The organism is Azonexus sp. MM2026_4 (assembly GCF_055901855.1).
In genome coordinates this window covers 1,508,615-1,525,342 of the sequence record NZ_CM148380.1, presented here as the reverse complement: position 1 = coordinate 1,525,342, position 16,728 = coordinate 1,508,615, and the positions used below count along the sequence as shown (strand labels likewise).

The window sequence follows — 16,728 nt, the reverse complement described above, 5'->3', positions numbered from 1 at the left end:
TTCACCACCTCCCCGAGGCGCCGCCGCCACCGAAACTGCCGCCGCCGCCCGAGAATCCGCCACCGCCGGAAAAGCCACCGCCGCCGCGCCAGTTGCCACCGCGCCCGACGCGCAGGAAAGAGGCAAGGAAGGTGACGACGATGGCGATCAGGCCGGCGCCGAGCGAACCAAAAGTCAGCCAGGCCAGCCAGCCGGCGAGGAGCGAAACCGCCAGCGAACCGAGCAGGCCGAAGATGGCACGGGCGATGCTGGCCACAAAGATGGCGACGAAGAGCAGGGTGTTGCTGTCGAAGCTGCTGTCACCTTTGTCATGCTTGGTCACCGGTGGCGGCAGGGTTTCGCCGCTGATCAGGCGGCCCAGCGCATCGACCGCGGCGTTGAGGCCGCCGGCGAAGTCGCCCTGGCGGAAACGCGGCGCCATCTGTTCGTCGATGATGCGGCGGGCGATGGCGTCGGGAATTGCTCCTTCCAGCCCGTAACCGACCTCGATGCGCATCGCCCGGTCGTCGCGGGCGACGATGACGATGACGCCGTCGTTAACGCCGCGGCGGCCGATCTTCCAGGCTTCGGCGAGGCGGATGCCGTATTGTTCGATGCTTTCCGGTTGCGTCGTCGGCACGATCAGGACGACGACCTGGGCACCCTTTTCGGTTTCCAGGCGGGCCAGGCGTTCGTTCAGCGCGCTGCGCTCGACGGCGCTCAAGGTCGCCGTCGTGTCGACGACGCGTCCGTTCAGCGCCGGCAGCGCGAGCGGCCCGGCGCTCCAGCCGGTGAGCGGCAGCAGCGCGAACAGGCAGATGAGGAGCCAGCGGCGCAGCGACAATTTACTTGTTGTCGAACTTGACGGCTGGCGCGTCGGCAATCGCTTTTTCGTTGTCGACGCTGAAGTTGGCCTTCGGCTTCCAGCCCATGACCATCGCCGTCAGGTTGTTCGGGAAGGTGCGCACCGAGATGTTGTAGATGCGTACCGCGTCGATGTAGCGGTTGCGGGCGACGGTGACGCGGTTCTCGGTACCTTCGAGCTGCGCCTGCAGGTCGCGGAAATTGGCGTCGGCCTTCAGTTGCGGATAGTTTTCGGCGACCACCAGCAGGCGGGCCAGGGCGCTGCTCATCTCGGCCTGTACCTGCTGGAACTTGGCGAAGGCGGCTTCGTCGTTGATCAGTTCCGGCGTCGCCTTGATCCCGCCGACGGCGGCGCGGGCCTCGGTGACGCGGATCAGCACTTCCTTCTCGTGGGCGGCGTAGCCCTGGACGGTGGCGACCAGGTTGGGCACCAGGTCGGCACGCCGCTTGTACTGGTTGAGGACTTCCGACCAGGCGGCATTGACGCCTTCGTCGTTGATCTGGATCTGGTTGTAGCCACAGCCGGAGAGCAGGGCGGTGATGACGGCGAGCAGGGCAAGGATGCGCAGGCGCATGGTGGGGACTCCTGGGGGATTCAGTGGTGGATTGAGGCGGCGTTCACGCGTCGCCGACCTGGGCGGTGGCCCAGCTCAGCGCCTCGCGGTAACAGGCGACTAGGCGGGCCGGCCGGATCTGTAGGGCGCCGGCGAGGATCACCGCCTGGTCGAGCCGGCAGCGTTCGAGCATGATCGCCAGTTGCAGCGGCGGCGCGTGTGGCCCTTCGTTGCGCAGCAGCGCGGCGGCGACCGCTTCCGGCAACTGGATGCGGGCGAGGATTTCGCTCAGCGGCCGTTCGAGCAGGCAGTCGATCAGCGACAGCAGGCCGACCAGGAAGGCTTCGTCGGCGGCCTGTCCGCTGTCGCGGGCGAGGCCGGCAAGCAGCGCAGCGCGGCCCATGGCCAGCATGAGCAGGGTGCCGTCGCGGCCGTTGTCGCCGTCCATCCGGAACATCGCCAGCGACAGCCAGCGGTACAGCGCGTCGCGGCCGAGCAGGGTGATCGCCTCCTCGATTCCGGCCACCTGGCGCGGCAGGCCGTAGAGCGGCGAGTTGGCCATTTCCAGCAGCTTGACGACCACTGCGGGGTCGCGCATGGCGGTGGCGGCGATCGCCTTCAGCGGCGCGTCGGCGCGGATCTGGTTGAGCATGTCGATGACCACCAGCCGGCTTTCGCTGATCCGGTCGGCGCTTGCCGCCTGATCCCGGCTGGCGGCGAAACCGCCGCTGCAATAGGTGATGCCGAGGCGCTGGCAGAGCCGGAATTCGTCCCAGGATTCGATACCGTCGGCGAGCAACCTGACGCCGGGGCGCCGCCGGGCGAGCGCCTGCAGCCGCTGTTCGAGCGCGGCCAGCGGCACTTCGTGGAATTCGAGCAGGAACAGGTCGACCGGCAGTTCGGCCTGGGCGTCCACCTGCCAGGGCAGGTAGGCGGCGACCCGGCCGCCGGCGACGTGGATGGCGTCGATCAGGGCGCGCGGGTCGGCACAGGCGGCAAGGTCGGTGATCAGCAGGTGGCTGTGGGCGGCGAGCAGCGGCCTGAAGTCGGCGTCGGCCCACTGGGCGGCGCTCAGGGGGATCAGCAGCGGGCGCTGTGCGGCGGCCGGGCGGACGTTTTCGTGCACCAGGCCGGCATGCAGCAGGGCAGCGCTGATCGCCGTATCGCCGTCGAGGGCGCGCGGCAGCAGCCGGTAGCCGGCGATCCGGCGGTCGGCGCCGATCAGTTCCTGCCAGGCGAAGAGGAGGCGCGGCGCCGCCGCTGCCGGAGGCGTTGCCTCGACCTTGGGGGCGGTGGCTTTGGCGGCGGGCGGGCTGCCCAGACGAGCGAAGAGTTTCTTGAACAAGGGGATGGGCAAGGCGGGTTGATCTGCCTGGCATCATAGGCCAGACGACGGCTTTCGGGAATGCCGGCAGCCTTGCCCTTACGCCGGCAGGCGCGCCCAGTTGCCGTCGCGGTAGCCTTCGATCGGCCGGAAGCGCGTCTTGTAGGCCATCTTGCTGCTTTCCGCGATCCAGTAGCCGAGATACAGGTAGGGCAGGCCGAGCGCCTGGGTCTGCCGGGCCTGCCAGAGGATGTTGAAGGTGCCGTAGCTGGCGCCGGGGACGTCGGGGTCGAAGAAGGTGTAAACCGACGACAGGCCGTCGTCGAGGACGTCGATGACGCTGACCATGCGAACGCTTCCGTTGTCCGAGAATTCGATCAGGCGGCTGTCGACGTGGCTTTGCAGCAGGAACTGGGCGTACTGCTCGCGGCTGTCCTCGTCCATGCCGCCGCCCGGGTGGCGGCTGTCCTGGTAGCGGCAGTAGAGGTCGAAATGCTCGGGCTCGAAACGCAGCGGCAGTTCGCGGACCTGCAGCCCGGCGTGCTGCTTCCAGGCGCGGCGCTGGCTGCGCGTCGGGCGCAGTTCGGCGACCGGCAGGCGGACCGGCACGCAGGCGCGGCAGCAGTCGCAGTGCGGCCGGTAGGTGAACAGGCCGCTGCGCCGGAAACCGGTGCGGATCAGCACGGCGTAGATCTGGCTGTCGATCAGGTGGGCGGGCGTCGCCACCTGCGAGCGCGCCTCGCGCTCCGGCAGGTAGCTGCAGGGATAGCGCGAGGTGGCGTAGAACTGGAGCAGCGAGAAGGGCAGGTCGGCGTCGTCGGGCTGGGACATGGCGGTCATCCAACGTTCGCCAGGTTGGCCGTCGTCCAGCGGCTGCCGGCCTCTCCGCTCACCAGGTCGGCGAGACGGGACAGGAAGTCGGCGCGCGGGATTTCGCGGGCTCCCAGCGAAGCGAGATGGGGCGTGTACATCTGGCAGTCGATCATACCGAAGTCATGGGTGCGGAGGTGGCGGATCAGGTGGGCAAAGGCAAATTTCGAGGCGTTGTCGCGGCGGGAAAACATCGATTCGCCGTAGAACATGCGGCCGATGGCCAGGCCGTAGAGTCCGCCGACCAGCTTGCCGTCTTCCCAGGTTTCGACCGAATGCGCCCAGCCGAGTTCATGCAGGCGGACGTAGGCGGCCATCATGTCGGCGCTGATCCAGGTGCCGTCCTGGCCGGGGCGCGGGGTGGCGGCGCAGCCGGCGATGACGCCGCGGAAATCGCTGTCGAAGGCGACTCGCAGCGGCCCGCTGCGCAGCAGCCGGCGCAGCGAGCGCGACAGGCGGAATTCGTCGGGGAACATCACCATGCGCGGGTCGGGGCTGTACCACAGGGGGTGGCCCTCGACCGTGCCCCAGGGAAAGATGCCGCGCCGATAGGCGTCGAGCAGCCGCGTTGCCGACAGCCCGCCGCCGACGGCCAGCAATCCCCCCGCCTCGGCGCTGGCCGCTTCGACCGGCGGGAAGTGAGCGTGCGGGCCGAGAAAGGGGATCATCCGGGTCAGGCCGGCGAGGCGGCGGCTTGCTGTTCGAGGCGGCGTTCGCAACCGGGGTCGTCGCCGCAGGCTTCGTGTTTCTTGAAGGCGATGACGTGGTCGGCGTCGAGGCGGATGCCGATCTGTTCGCCCAGCGCATGGTTGTGGTGCGAGGGAACCAGCGACAGCACCTCGCTGCCGCTGGCGAGGCGCAGGGTGTACAGGATTTCGGCGCCGCGGAAAGCCTTGTGCAGGACCTCGGCGCGGACTGGGCTGGCATCGTCGTGAACCACGTCGTCGGGGCGCAGCAGGATGTCGACCCGGCAGCCGTCCTCGCAATGGGCACAGCTTTCGTGGCATTCGACCGGTGTGTCGGAAAGCAGCGTGCCCAGTTCCATGCGCACGCTGTTGCCGCTGCCGACGACGCCGGGCAGCAGCACGCCCTGGCCGATGAAGTCGGCGACGAAGCGGTTGGCCGGGCGGTGGTATAGGTTGTACGGCGTATCCCATTGCTGGATGCGGCCGTTGTACATGACGCCGATCTCATCGGCGATGGCGAAGGCTTCGTTCTGGTCGTGGGTGACCATGATCGCGGTCGATCCCTCGCGCTTGAGGATTTCCCGGACTTCGAACGAGAGACGCTCGCGCAGGCCGACGTCGAGGTTGGAGAAGGGTTCGTCGAGCAGGATCAGTTCCGGACGCGGCGCCAGTGCCCGGGCCAGGGCGACGCGTTGTTGCTGGCCGCCGGAGAGTTCGTGCGGGTATTTGTCGCCGAGGCCGGCCAGGCCGACGGTGGCCAGCATCTGGCGCACGCGCAGGCTGGCCGCTTCGTCACGGCGCCGGTCGAGACCGAAGGCGATGTTTTCCCCGATGCTGAGGTGGGGGAAGAGCGCGTAATCCTGGAAGACCATGCCGATCCGGCGTTTTTCCGGGGCGACGTGCTGGCCCGGGCGGCTGACGACCTGGTCATGGATGCGGATTTCGCCGCCGACGATTTCCTCGAAACCGGCGATGCAGCGCAGCAGGGTCGTCTTGCCGCAGCCCGAGGGGCCGAGCAGACAGGCGATGCTGCCGGTTTCGAGACGGAAACCGACACCGTCGACTACCGGGTGTTTGCCGTAGCGCTGAAGAATGTGGGTTAATTCGAGCTGTGCCATGGTGCTCGATTATAATTCGCATTCATGAACTCGCGCTCAAGCTTCCTTCTTCCGCGGCTGTCGCCGCTCCTCATCGTTGGTCTCGTCGTCGCAGCGCTTGCCGCCATGCCGGTGAGCAGCGTCGGCCTCAACCTGTTCGTCGGCGGCACCAGCGAAACCTGGGCCCACCTGGTGGCGACGGTGCTGACCGAGTACGTCACCAATTCGTTGTGGCTGTGCCTGGGCGTTGGTGTCGGGGTCGCCCTGGTCGGCGTGACGACCGCCTGGCTGACGGCGATGCACGATTTTCCCGGGCGCCGCGTCTTCGAATGGGCGTTGGTTCTGCCGTTGGCGGTTCCGGCTTATGTCATGGCATATGTCTATACCGACTTCCTGCAGTTCGTCGGTCCGCTGCAGACCGCTCTGCGCGAGACTTTCGGCTGGGAACACGGCGATTACTGGTTCCCCGACATTCGTACGCTACCTGGCGCGGTGTTGATGTTCGTCAGCGTTCTCTATCCTTATGTCTATCTGCTGGCACGCAGCGCCTTCCTGGAGCGGGCGAGCGGCATGCTCGAGGCGGCCAGGACCTTGGGCATGGGGCCGTGGCGCGCTTTCTTTTCGGTTTCACTGCCGCTGGCCCGGCCGGCGATCGCCGCCGGTATCGCGCTGGCCCTGATGGAAACATTGGCCGACTATGGAACGGTGGCCTATTTTGCGGTCAATACCTTCACCACAGGCATCTACCGCGCCTGGTTCTCGCTCGGCGACCGCATTGCGGCGGCCCAACTGGCGGCCATGTTGCTCGGTTTCGTGCTGCTGCTGCTGATGGTCGAGCGGGTGTCGCGCGGGCGTGCCCGCTATCACGATACGACCGGGCGCAATCGTCCGCTGGCCGGCATGCGCCTGAGCGGTGCCCGGGCGCTGCTGGCTTCCGGTTTGTGCCTGCTGCCATTGCTGCTTGGCTTCCTGTTGCCCGCCGGCTTGCTGTTGAAGATGGCTCTGGCCGAAGGCGATGCCCAGTTTGGCGAACGTTTCCTGGTCCTCTCGCGCAACAGTTTCGTATTGGCAGGAACGACCGCACTGATCGGCGTCCTGTTGGCGCTGCTGCTGGCGTACGGGGCACGTCTGGCCAAGGGCGGATTGGCGGCCGGGCTGAATCGTCTGGTCGGTCTCGGCTATGCGGTGCCGGGGGCGGTGATCGCGGTCGGCGTGCTGATCCCGGTGACGCGCCTTGATCAATGGCTGGCCGGTCAGTGGGAGAGCTGGTTCGGCAGCAATCCGGGCCTGCTGCTGACCGGCGGCATCGCCGCCCTGATCTACGCCTATCTCGTACGTTTCCTGGCGGTGGCGCTGCATACCGTGGAGTCCGGGCTGGGCAAGATCACGTCCAGCATGGACGATGCCGCCCGCAGTCTCGGGCTCGGTCAGGGAGAAAGCCTGCGCCGGGTGCATGCGCCGCTGCTGCGCGGCAGTCTGCTGACCGCCGGCCTGCTCGTATTCGTCAACGTGATGAAGGAGTTGCCGGCAACGTTGGTAATGCGCCCGTTCAATTTCGACACGCTGGCGACGCAGGCCTATACCCTGGCTTCCGACGAGCGGCTGGCGGAAGCGTCCACCGCTTCGCTGGCCATCGTCGCCGTCGGTATCCTGCCGCTGATCCTGCTGTCCCGCCAGATTGCGTCAAGTCGTCGCCGTTGAGCGGCTCACTTGTCGGAGATCGTCTCTGGCGGTGAGGGATCGGTCTTTTCCCAGGCGCCGCCGGAGCGTTCGAAATCCAGCGCCAGAACGTTGGTATCTACGCCATAGACGCCCTTCAGGTCTACTTGTTCGATGGCGTCCTTCGGTTGCGAGGTGATGAATCTGACCATGTTGTCATGGCGGGTTTCCGTTGCCGTTGGCTCGCTCGGCTTACTTTGCGGCGAGTCGAATTCGAGCAGTGGCATGTCCAGGACCGGTTTTTTTCCCGAAGACAATTCCTTGGCGCGTTCGTAGATCGCGGGCGGGATATTCAGGTCGGCTGGAATCTTGGCATTGTTGGCCAACAGCAGGGCGACGATTTCCGTGTGGCCGGCACGCATCGCCAGGCGTAGCGGTGCTCCATTGCCTTCTGCGGTCGGTGCTTCAAGATCGGCGCCACGCCTGATCAATTCGCGAACGATCGGGGTGTTGCCGATGAAGCACGCGGTACGCAGCGGTAGACCACGATAGCCGTGGATATCAGGCGTTTCGATGTCGGCGTTGTCATCAAGCGCGGAGGCGACCCGGTGCAAACTGTTGGCACGGATCGCCTCGATTAATGCGTTTGCTGCACCAAGGTGGTTGGATCCCATGACTCATTCTCCTGTGCTGCCGGAGATTCTAGGGGATGGCAGCCGCTTTGGCGAGAGGGAAGAAGGAATGCCCGCTTACTTGAAACCGACCCGGTCGAAAATCATTTGTGCCTTGACCTGATACATTGCCAGGCTATTGACCGGCAGTTTGTCCGCCTTGAATTTGCCGAGCTTGTTCAGCGCCGGGTTGTCGACCTTGACCGATTCGACGACCGGCCATTCGTTGTTGCCGTCGGCAAAATAGCGTTGTGCCGAATCCGAAGCCAGATATTCCAGGAACTTGATCGCCGCCGCCTTGTTCGGTGCGTGCTTCAGGATGCCGCCGCCGGAAACGTTGATGTGGGTGCCGGTCGTTGCCTGGTTGGGCCAGACGACGCCGACCTGCTCCATGATCTTCTGGTCGGACGCCTTGTCCGAACGCATCAGGCGGGCGACGTAATAGCTGTTGGAAATGGCGACGCCGCATTCGCCAGCGGCAACCGCCTTGATCTGGTCGGTATCGCCGCCCTTCGGGCTACGGGCAAAATTGGCGACCATGCCGCGTGCCAGTTCTTCGGCCCTGGCCTCGCCGTCATGCGCGATCACCGAGGCGAGCAATGACAGATTGTAGGGGTGCGAGCCCGAACGCGAGCAGAATTTCCCCTTCAATTTCGGATTGGCGAGGTCGCTGTAATTCTCTACATCGGTCGCCGGGATGCGGGTCTTGTTATAGACGATGACGCGGGCGCGGGTGGAAAAGGCCGCCCATTCCGCAGTACGCAAATGGGCCGGGATGCGCTTGTCCAGAATGGGCGAACTGAGCGGTGCGAACAGGCCCATTTCGCGAGCCTTGGCGAGGCGTGAGGCGTCGACGGTCAGCAGGACGTCGGCTGGACTGTTGGCACCTTCGTTGCGAATGCGTTCGAGCAATTCGTCTTCCTTGCCTTCGATGCGGTTGATCTTGATGCCGGTTTGCTTGGTGAAATCCGCGTAAAGCGCATCGTCGGTCTGGTAATGCCGGGCCGAATACAGATTGAGCACTTTGTCCTGAGCCAGTGCCGGCTGCAGCGCGGCAGCAATGGACAAGGCGATGAGCGAAGCTTTCATCTTCATGGGATCTCCGATGTTTTGCGTCTAAGAATTGTTCTAGTTTATAACAAAATTTGTTAATGAGAAATATTACCGATTGCTGGCCAAAAAAACGGCCAAACGGCCGTTGTTGCGATCAGCGTGCTTCGATGATTCTTCTGGCGCCGTTGAAACGGCTCTGCCAATAACTGTTGTTCATGTTCTCGACCCGAACTTCGGAACCAGCACGCGGCGCATGCATGAAGTGATTGTCGCCGAGGTAGATACCGACATGCGAAAAGGTACGGCGCATGGTGTTGAAGAAAACCAGATCACCGGGCTGCAACTGGCTGGCGTCGATCTGTTCGCCAACCTGGCTTTGTTCGCGCGCGGTACGCGGTAGGTAGGTGCCGATGCTTTCCTTGAACACCATCTGGACGAAACTGCTGCAGTCCAGGCCATTCTCCACGCTGTTGCCACCCATCTTGTAGCGCACGCCAACCAGCTTGAGGCCTTCCAGGATGACATCCTGCGTGACGTTGGTGTAACGTTCGACGAAGGACATCGGGGTTTCCGGCGAACGCGTGGTTTCGGCCGCGCCAACCGGGCAGGCGCCGGTCAGGAAAAGTGCGGAGCCAAGCAGCAGGGATGTGATTTGTCGATACATGGGCGCGTAATCTATTTGAAATCTGCCGGTGTGTAAAGTCCATTGGTCCTGCTGGTGAGTAGAAATGAAACTATGTTCATAATCCGTAATTATGAATACAATCCCAACCCCAAAGCGTGAGGAGACAGGTCGCCATGGATTCGTTCAAAGCATTGTTGATTGAAGAGAGCGAAGGCAAGGTCGCCAATCGCTTCGTCAATATGACGGTCGCCGACCTCGATGCCGGTGATGTGCTGATCCGGGTCGCCTACTCGAGCGTCAATTTCAAGGATGCGTTGGCCGCCACCGGAACCGGCAAGATCATCCGGCGTTTTCCCTGTGTCGGTGGTATCGATCTTTCCGGCACTGTCGTCGCCAGCGACGACGCGCGCTTCAAACCGGGCGATCCGGTCATTGCGACCAGCTTCGACATCGGCGTCGCGCATCATGGCGGTTACGCCGAGATGGCCCGGGTACCCGCCGACTGGGTGGTGCCGCTGCCGGCCGGAATGTCGCTTTACGAGGCGATGGTGCTCGGCACGGCGGGCTTCACCGCGGCCCTCGGCGTTGTCCGCATGGAAGAAAACGGGCTGACGCCAGCCAAGGGGCCGGTGATCGTTACCGGCGCGACTGGTGGTGTCGGCAGTCTGGCCATCGACATGCTGGCGCAGCGCGGTTATCACGTCGTGGCGCTGACCGGCAAGGAAAGCGAAGCGGACTACCTGCGTAGCCTCGGCGCGGCCGAGGTGATGCTGCGCCAGAACCTGGACCTGAGCAAGATCAGGCCGCTTGACCGGGCGCGCTGGGCAGGCGCCGTAGACAATCTGGGCGGCGACGTACTGGCCTGGATCGCCAGTACGATGGAGCAGGGCGGAACCATCGCCAGTATTGGTTTGGCCGCCAGCATGAAGCTGAATACCTCGGTGGCGCCGTTCATCCTGCGCGGGGTTTCGCTGCTTGGCATCGACTCGGGCTACATCCGCGAGCCCTATCGCCATGGCGTCTGGCAGCGCCTGGCAAGCGATTTGCGCCCGCCGCACCTGCTGGAGATGGCGAGGACGATCAGTTTTTCGCAGTTGCCGGAGACTTTCGAGCAATACATCGCCGGCAAGGCGAAGGGGCGGGTCGTCGTCGAATTGGCCGGAGGCTGACATGGCTGCCTTGCCGCGCATTCTCATCGTCGATGATTCGAAAGTGGTGCGGACCTCGCTGGCCCAGCACATGCGCGATCATTACGAGGTGCGGGAGGAGGCCGATGGCGAGGCCGCCTGGCAGACGCTGGTCCTCGATCAGTCGATCCGGGCGGTGGTCTCCGACATCCAGATGCCGAAGATGAACGGCTACCAGTTGCTTGAGCGTTTGCGCTCGTCGCGCTTGCGGCGTCTGCAGCAAATGCCCTGCATCCTGGTGACCGGTGAGGAAACCGAAGAAGAAAGAGGCAAGGCGCGCGGTCTGGGGGCTTCCGATTTCCTGCCCAAGAGCAGCGGCGCCAGCGAGGTCTTGGCCCGCTTGGGCAACCTGCTGGCCTTGCAGCAGGCCCAGGAAAGCCTGGATAGCGGTCGCGAGCAGATGGTCCAGAACCCGGCGACTGGCCTGTTCACCCGCCGTTACCTTGAGTTGCAGGTGGCCCAGGCGCTGTCGCATTCGGCGCGGCATGGCATGGACGTCAGCATGATGGTGCTGGGCTTTGATGGTTATGACCGGCTGTGCGACAAGATGGGCCCGGAAATGGCCGAGGAGGTCGGCAATCGCTTCGCCCGGATGCTGGCCGGCAAGGTCCGCCAGGAGGACAGTCTGGGGCATGTGGCGGCGGGGCAGTTTGCTGTCGTTTCGCCGGGAACGGCGGCCAATTTCTGCGCCTGTTTTGCCGAGCGGGTCCGCCAGGCAGTGGAGGTGGCGCGGCTGTCCGTGCACGGCGAGGCGTTGGCGCTGACGGTCAGCATCGGTCTGGCGAGCGTGCCGGTGGATGTCGTGAGTTCCGCCGGTGCCCTGCTGGAGCTTGCGACGCAGCGCATGCAGCAGGCGATGGCGGCAGGTGGCAACCGGGTCGAGGCCGGTGGCGTGTTGCCGGCGACGCGGCCGATTTCCCTGCCGCATGCGCTGGAATTGCTGCGTGCCAACCGGCCGGCGCCGGTCGTGCCGCATCTCGATGCCTTGCTGGGGCAACTGATGCCCCTGCTCGTGCTGATCGACAAGGAACTCGACTTGACGCTCCCGATCGGGGAGCTCGAGCGTTATCTGGGCGAACGGAACAGTAAAAACCAATAATCCGTTCTTTTATTTTGTGCAGGAACCATTAGCTAGCTAGAGGGAGCTTTATGACGACTTACAAGGAGTTTCACCAGTATTCGATCGAGAAGCCGGACGCGTTCTGGACCGAACAGGCCCAGCTCATCGACTGGAAGGAACCGTTCACCCAGGTCTGCGATTTTTCGCGGCCGCCGTTTGCCAAGTGGTTTGTTGGCGGCAAGACCAATCTGTGCCACAACGCGATTGACCGCCACGCTGCGAAGCGTCCGGATGATCGCGCGCTGATCTACATCTCGACCGAGACCAACGAAGAGAAGATCTACTCCTTCGCCGAACTGCAGGCCGAGGTCGAGCGCATGGCGGCGATCTACCTGAGCCTCGGCGTCAAGAAGGGCGACCGCGTCCTGATCTACATGCCGATGATCCCGCAGGCGGCGTTCGCGATGTTCGCGGCGGCCCGTATCGGCGCCATCCACTCGGTGGTTTTCGGCGGTTTTGCTTCCGGTTCGCTGGCTACCCGCATCGACGACGCCAAGCCGACCCTGATCGTTTCCTCCGACGCCGGCATGCGCGGCGGCAAGGCGGTGCCCTACAAGCACCTGCTCGATGAAGCGATCGAGATCGCCGAGCACAAGCCGACCAAGGTGCTGATGGTCGACCGTGGCCTGGACAAGGGCTTCAACAAGGTTGCCGGGCGCGACGTCGATTACGCGGCGCTGCGCGAGCAGCTGATGAACGCGCGTGTCGAGTGTGAATGGCTGGAATCGTCCGAGCCTTCGTACATCCTCTACACCTCCGGTACCACCGGCAAGCCGAAGGGCGTGCAGCGCGACACCGGCGGTTACGCCGTGGCGCTGGCTTCGTCGATGAAGCACATCTACTGCGGCGGCGAGGGCGAAACCTATTTCTCCACCTCCGACATCGGTTGGGTGGTCGGTCACTCCTACATCATCTACGGCCCGCTGATCGCCGGCATGGCGACGATCATGTACGAAGGCACGCCGCTGCGCCCCGATCCGGGCATCTGGTGGCAGATCGTCGAGAAGTACAAGGTCAACGTCATGTTCTCGGCGCCGACCGCCGCCCGCGTGCTGAAGAAGCAGGACCCGGCGTACATGCACAAGTACGACCTGTCGTCCTTGAAGCACATCTTCATGGCCGGCGAGCCGCTCGACCAGCCGACCCACGAGTGGTTCCAGAACGAACTGCAGAAGCCGGTCATCGACAACTACTGGCAGACCGAAACCGGCTGGCCGATGCTGGCCGCGCTGCATGGCATCGAGAAGACGCCGATCAAGTTCGGCTCGCCGTCCTTCCCGGTCTACGGCTACAACCTCAAGATCTTCCGCGAGGACGGTTCCGAGTGCGGTGCCAACGAGAAGGGCATCGCCGCGGTGATTCCGCCGCTGCCGCCCGGCTGCCTGTCCACCGTCTGGGGCCAGGACGACCGTTTCGTGTTGACCTACTTCACGCTGTTCAAGGATCCGCTGGTCTATTCGTCCTACGACTGGGCGATCAAGGATGACGATGGTTACTTCACCATCCTCGGCCGCACCGACGACGTAATCAACGTCGCCGGTCACCGCCTGGGCACCCGCGAAATCGAGGAAGCGATCCAGAACCACGCCGCCATCGCCGAAGTCGCCGTCGTTGGTGTCGAGGACAAGCTGAAGGGGCAGATGCCGATGGCCTTCGCCGTGGTCAAGGACGCATCCAGGATCGCCACGCCGGAACTGGTCAAGGCGCTGGAGAAGGAAGTCTTCGGCACCGTCGACGGCATTCTCGGCGCCATCGCCCGGCCGGCCCGCGTGCATTTCGTCGTCGGCCTGCCCAAGACCCGCTCCGGCAAGATGCTGCGCCGCTCGCTGCAGGCACTGGCCGAAGGGCGCGATCCGGGCGATCTGACGACGATCGAGGATCCGTCGACGCTGGAAAACATCAAGAAGCTGCTGGCCGGCTGATCGCTCGCTGTCCGAAAAAAACCGCCGGCAGTTGCCGGCGGTTTTTTTTGTAAGAATCCCCGCTGATATCGGGTGCTAGAATCGCCGCCTGACAGAACGGACAGATTCCATCGAATGATTTACGAAACTGTGGCGGCCGTCGATCTTGGATCGAACAGTTTTCGGCTGCAGGTTGGGCGCGTGGTCGACGACCAGATTTACCCGCTGGACTCGCTCAAGGAGCCGGTACGTCTGGCTTCCGGGTTGACCGAAGACAAGTTGCTGGATGCCCCCTCGCAGGAACGTGCGCTGAGCGCCTTGCGCCGTTTCGGCGAACGCCTGCGTGGCCTTGACCGCGGCGCAGTGCGGGCGGTGGCCACCAACACCCTGCGGGTGGCCAAGAACGTCGGCGAATTCCTGCCTTATGCAGAAGAGGCCCTGGGTTTTCCGATCGAAGTCATTGCCGGTCGCGAGGAAGCCCGTCTGATCTACATCGGCGCTTCACATTCGCTGCCGACCGCCAACCACAAACGTCTGGTTGTCGATATCGGTGGCGGTTCGACCGAGTTCATCATCGGCAAGCGCCACGACCCGCAACTCATGGAATCGCTGTACATGGGCTGCGTCAGTTTCACGCTGAAGTATTTCCCCGGCGGACGCATCGACAAGCGCCGCCTGCGCGAGGCGCAGGCGGCGGCGGCCAAGGAGATCGAACTGATTGCCCATGATTTCCAGAAGCTGGGCTGGAAGGAGGCCGTGGGCTCATCCGGGTCGGCGCGGGCGATTGCCGACATTCTGGAAATGAACGAACTGAATCCCGGCAACGTTGGCGGGATCACCCGGGAAGGGCTGGACCGTCTGTGTGCCTTGCTGGTCAAGGCTGGCTCCGCCGAAAACCTCGACCTCAAAGGGGTCAAGGGCGACCGGATGCCGGTGCTGCCGGGCGGGATAGCGATCATGGCGGCAGTGTTCGAGGAACTCGACATCGACTGCATGACCTACGCCGACGGCGCCTTGCGTCTGGGCGTCCTGTACGACCTGCTCGGGCGTTTTCACCAGCACGACATGCGCGACGCGACCGTCGCCAACTTCCGCAAGCGCTACCAGGTGGAACGCGACCAGGTGGAGCGCGTCGAGGCGGTCGCACTGTCGGCGCTGACGCAGTTGTCCGGCGGCGCCCCCGAGGAGGCCGACATCCAGTACCTGTCCTGGGCCTGCCGGCTGCACGAAATCGGCATTTCGGTGGCGCACAATGCCTATCACAAGCATGGTGCCTACATCCTGACCTATGCCGATATGCCCGGTTTCTCCAAAAAGGACCAGGCGCGCCTGGCGCTACTGGTGCTCGGTCATCGCGGCAAGCTGGAAAAGCTTGCTGAAGTTCCGGCCGCTGACGGCGTCTGGCGCCTGATATTCTGTCTGCGGTTGGCGGTCGCCCTGCACCGTACCCGCGATGACCGGCAACTCCCGGCCTGGCGGGTGTCGGCCACCGAGCGCGGCTTTGCGCTGGTCCTGCCCGGCAAGTGGCTGGCGAAGAATCCCTGGACGGCTGCGGCGTTGGCGGAAGAAGCGCTGATCTGGAAACAGATCGGGCGCGAGTGCGTGGTGCGCCCCCTGGATTGAAATCGGCTCCCGGCGGTTTGCCGCTCAGCCGGCGACGATATGCTGGGCGATGCGCCGCTTGAGGTCGGCCGGGTCGTTGTCGAAGCGATCGTAGTGCATCAGCGACAAACCGAAGACGCAGGCATAAAGCAGTAGGCTGCGGCTTTTGGCGCTGGCTTCCGTCATCCCGGAGGCGACGAACAGGCGGCGGGTGCATTCCAGGCGGTAGAGATCGACAGCCTCGACGACGGCCGCGGCGCGACTGTCGTGGCGGGCCCAGTCGCGGACGGCCAGCTCGATCGACATCCCCTTGCGATTGCGGTTGGCGCCGTACAGTTCGATCGCGTAATGGAGCTGTTCCAGCTCCTGGCCCGACTGTACGGCCGTGGTTTTCTCGATGTCGCGGATGCGCCCTTCGCGCCAGCGTTCCAGCACCGCATCGAGCAGCGCTTGACGATCCCTGAAGTGCCAGTAGAAACTCCCCTTGGTGACGCCGCAGCGTTTCGCCAGAACTTCCACCCGCAAGCCGGCGACGCCCTCCTTGGCGAGGACGTCGGTGGCGACGTCGATCCAGCATTCAGGATCGAGCTGGGTGCGGCCGGCGACCGTCTTGCCGCTGGCACGAAGACCTTTGTTCTTGATCGGGGACTTGACAGCTTGATTTTCCATACGCTACCGTATGCTTTTCCATACGACACAGTATGGAGATTGTCCGGTTTGCCAAGTCGTCTGTCAAACGGCGAAGATCAATAAAAAATACTGACCGAAATACATAGGAGAAAACAGTGAAAATTCTTGTTCCCGTCAAACGGGTGGTGGACTACAACGTCAAGGTGCGGGTCAAGGCCGATGCTAGCGGTGTCGATCTGGCCAACGTCAAGATGAGCATGAACCCCTTCGACGAAATTGCCGTCGAAGAAGCGGTGCGGCTCAAGGAGGCCGGTATCGCGACCGAAGTCGTCGCCGTTTCCTGTGGTCCCGCGGCCTGCCAGGAAACCCTGCGCACGGCGATGGCCATCGGTGCCGACCGCGGTATCCTGGTCGAGACCGATGTCGAATTGCAGCCGCTGGCCGTCGCCAAGTTGCTGAAAGCCCTCTGCGACCGCGAGCAGCCGCAACTGGTCGTTTGCGGCAAGCAGGCGATCGACGACGATGCCAATCAGACCGGCCAGATGCTGGCTGCGCTGAGCGGCTGGCCGCAGGCGACCTTTGCTTCCAAGGTCGTGATTGCCGACGGCAAGGCGACGGTCACCCGCGAAATCGACGGTGGCCTGGAAACCCTTCAGTTGTCGCTACCGGCGGTGGTGACCACCGATCTGCGTCTGAACGAGCCGCGCTATGCGACCCTGCCGAACATCATGAAGGCCAAGAAGAAGCCGCTCGATACCGTCAAGCCGGATGCGCTTGGTGTCGATGTCGCACCGCGCCTGAAAACCCTGAAGGTCGTCGAGCCGGCGAAGCGCTCGGCCGGCGTCAAGGTTGCCGACGTGGCAGAACTGGTCAACAAACTCAAGAACGAAGCAAAGGTGATCTGAG

16 protein-coding genes are annotated in these 16,728 nt (G+C 64.0%); 6 read left to right on the top strand and 10 right to left on the bottom strand.

Features of this window, described 5'->3' with window-relative positions; genetic code table 11:
- Position 1: 1 nt before the first annotated feature.
- From AC0KWY_RS06970 to AC0KWY_RS06945, 6 genes are all read right to left on the bottom strand, one after another.
- Positions 2–823, bottom strand: coding sequence for a TPM domain-containing protein (locus tag AC0KWY_RS06970; RefSeq protein ID WP_474028909.1), 822 nt, complete (start codon positions 821–823; stop codon positions 2–4).
- A 1-nt stretch (position 824) separates the two neighbouring features.
- A complete protein-coding gene (locus AC0KWY_RS06965) occupies positions 825–1,418 on the bottom strand; it encodes a LemA family protein (protein WP_474028908.1) in 594 nt (197 codons plus the stop codon).
- Positions 1,419–1,461: 43 nt separating this feature from the next.
- Complete coding sequence (locus tag AC0KWY_RS06960) at positions 1,462–2,754, bottom strand: EAL and HDOD domain-containing protein (RefSeq protein WP_474028907.1); 1,293 nt, start codon at positions 2,752–2,754, stop codon at positions 1,462–1,464.
- Positions 2,755–2,820: 66 nt separating this feature from the next.
- Positions 2,821–3,552 carry an arginyltransferase gene (locus AC0KWY_RS06955; RefSeq protein ID WP_474028906.1) on the bottom strand — a complete coding sequence of 244 codons (732 nt, stop codon included), beginning with the start codon at positions 3,550–3,552 and terminating at the stop codon, positions 2,821–2,823.
- A 5-nt stretch (positions 3,553–3,557) separates the two neighbouring features.
- On the bottom strand, positions 3,558–4,259 hold the full coding sequence (gene aat, locus AC0KWY_RS06950; RefSeq protein WP_474028905.1) for a leucyl/phenylalanyl-tRNA--protein transferase: 702 nt from the start codon (positions 4,257–4,259) through the stop codon (positions 3,558–3,560).
- A gap of 5 nt (positions 4,260–4,264) precedes the next feature.
- Entirely contained in the window at positions 4,265–5,395 is a 1,131-nt protein-coding gene (locus AC0KWY_RS06945) for an ABC transporter ATP-binding protein (RefSeq protein ID WP_474028904.1), read from the bottom strand.
- 105 nt (positions 5,396–5,500) lie between these two features.
- Here AC0KWY_RS06945 and AC0KWY_RS06940 point away from each other — a divergent pair, with 105 nt between their 5' ends.
- Entirely contained in the window at positions 5,501–7,075 is a 1,575-nt protein-coding gene (locus AC0KWY_RS06940) for an ABC transporter permease (RefSeq protein WP_474029708.1), read from the top strand.
- Between the two features lie 5 nt (positions 7,076–7,080).
- On the opposite strand, the gene AC0KWY_RS06935 is transcribed toward AC0KWY_RS06940, so the two are convergent.
- From AC0KWY_RS06935 to AC0KWY_RS06925, 3 genes are all read right to left on the bottom strand, one after another.
- A complete protein-coding gene (locus AC0KWY_RS06935; protein WP_474028903.1) occupies positions 7,081–7,707 on the bottom strand; it encodes an ankyrin repeat domain-containing protein in 627 nt (208 codons plus the stop codon).
- A gap of 75 nt (positions 7,708–7,782) precedes the next feature.
- Positions 7,783–8,793, bottom strand: a complete 1,011-nt coding sequence (locus AC0KWY_RS06930) for a Fe(3+) ABC transporter substrate-binding protein (protein ID WP_474029707.1) — start codon at positions 8,791–8,793, stop codon at positions 7,783–7,785.
- 118 nt (positions 8,794–8,911) lie between these two features.
- Entirely contained in the window at positions 8,912–9,421 is a 510-nt protein-coding gene (locus AC0KWY_RS06925; RefSeq protein ID WP_474028902.1) for a C40 family peptidase, read from the bottom strand.
- Between the two features lie 134 nt (positions 9,422–9,555).
- Between AC0KWY_RS06925 and AC0KWY_RS06920 the strand changes: the two genes are divergently transcribed.
- The 4 genes from AC0KWY_RS06920 (at position 9,556) to ppx (ending at position 15,213) form a co-directional block, all read left to right on the top strand.
- Positions 9,556–10,551 carry an oxidoreductase gene (locus AC0KWY_RS06920; RefSeq protein WP_474028901.1) on the top strand — a complete coding sequence of 332 codons (996 nt, stop codon included), beginning with the start codon at positions 9,556–9,558 and terminating at the stop codon, positions 10,549–10,551.
- Between the two features lies 1 nt (position 10,552).
- Positions 10,553–11,668 carry a GGDEF domain-containing response regulator gene (locus AC0KWY_RS06915; RefSeq protein WP_474028900.1) on the top strand — a complete coding sequence of 372 codons (1,116 nt, stop codon included), beginning with the start codon at positions 10,553–10,555 and terminating at the stop codon, positions 11,666–11,668.
- Positions 11,669–11,718: 50 nt separating this feature from the next.
- Positions 11,719–13,611: a propionate--CoA ligase gene (locus AC0KWY_RS06910; RefSeq protein ID WP_474028899.1), complete on the top strand. Its 1,893-nt coding sequence runs from the start codon at positions 11,719–11,721 to the stop codon at positions 13,609–13,611.
- Positions 13,612–13,725: 114 nt separating this feature from the next.
- Positions 13,726–15,213, top strand: coding sequence for an exopolyphosphatase (gene ppx, locus AC0KWY_RS06905; RefSeq protein ID WP_474028898.1), 1,488 nt, complete (start codon positions 13,726–13,728; stop codon positions 15,211–15,213).
- 24 nt (positions 15,214–15,237) lie between these two features.
- Here the strand turns inward: ppx and AC0KWY_RS06900 are convergent, their stop codons facing one another.
- Entirely contained in the window at positions 15,238–15,861 is a 624-nt protein-coding gene (locus tag AC0KWY_RS06900; protein ID WP_474028897.1) for a TetR/AcrR family transcriptional regulator, read from the bottom strand.
- A 116-nt stretch (positions 15,862–15,977) separates the two neighbouring features.
- Between AC0KWY_RS06900 and AC0KWY_RS06895 the strand changes: the two genes are divergently transcribed.
- Positions 15,978–16,727, top strand: a complete 750-nt coding sequence (locus AC0KWY_RS06895; protein WP_474028896.1) for an electron transfer flavoprotein subunit beta/FixA family protein — start codon at positions 15,978–15,980, stop codon at positions 16,725–16,727.
- The last annotated feature ends 1 nt before the right edge of the window (position 16,728 follow it).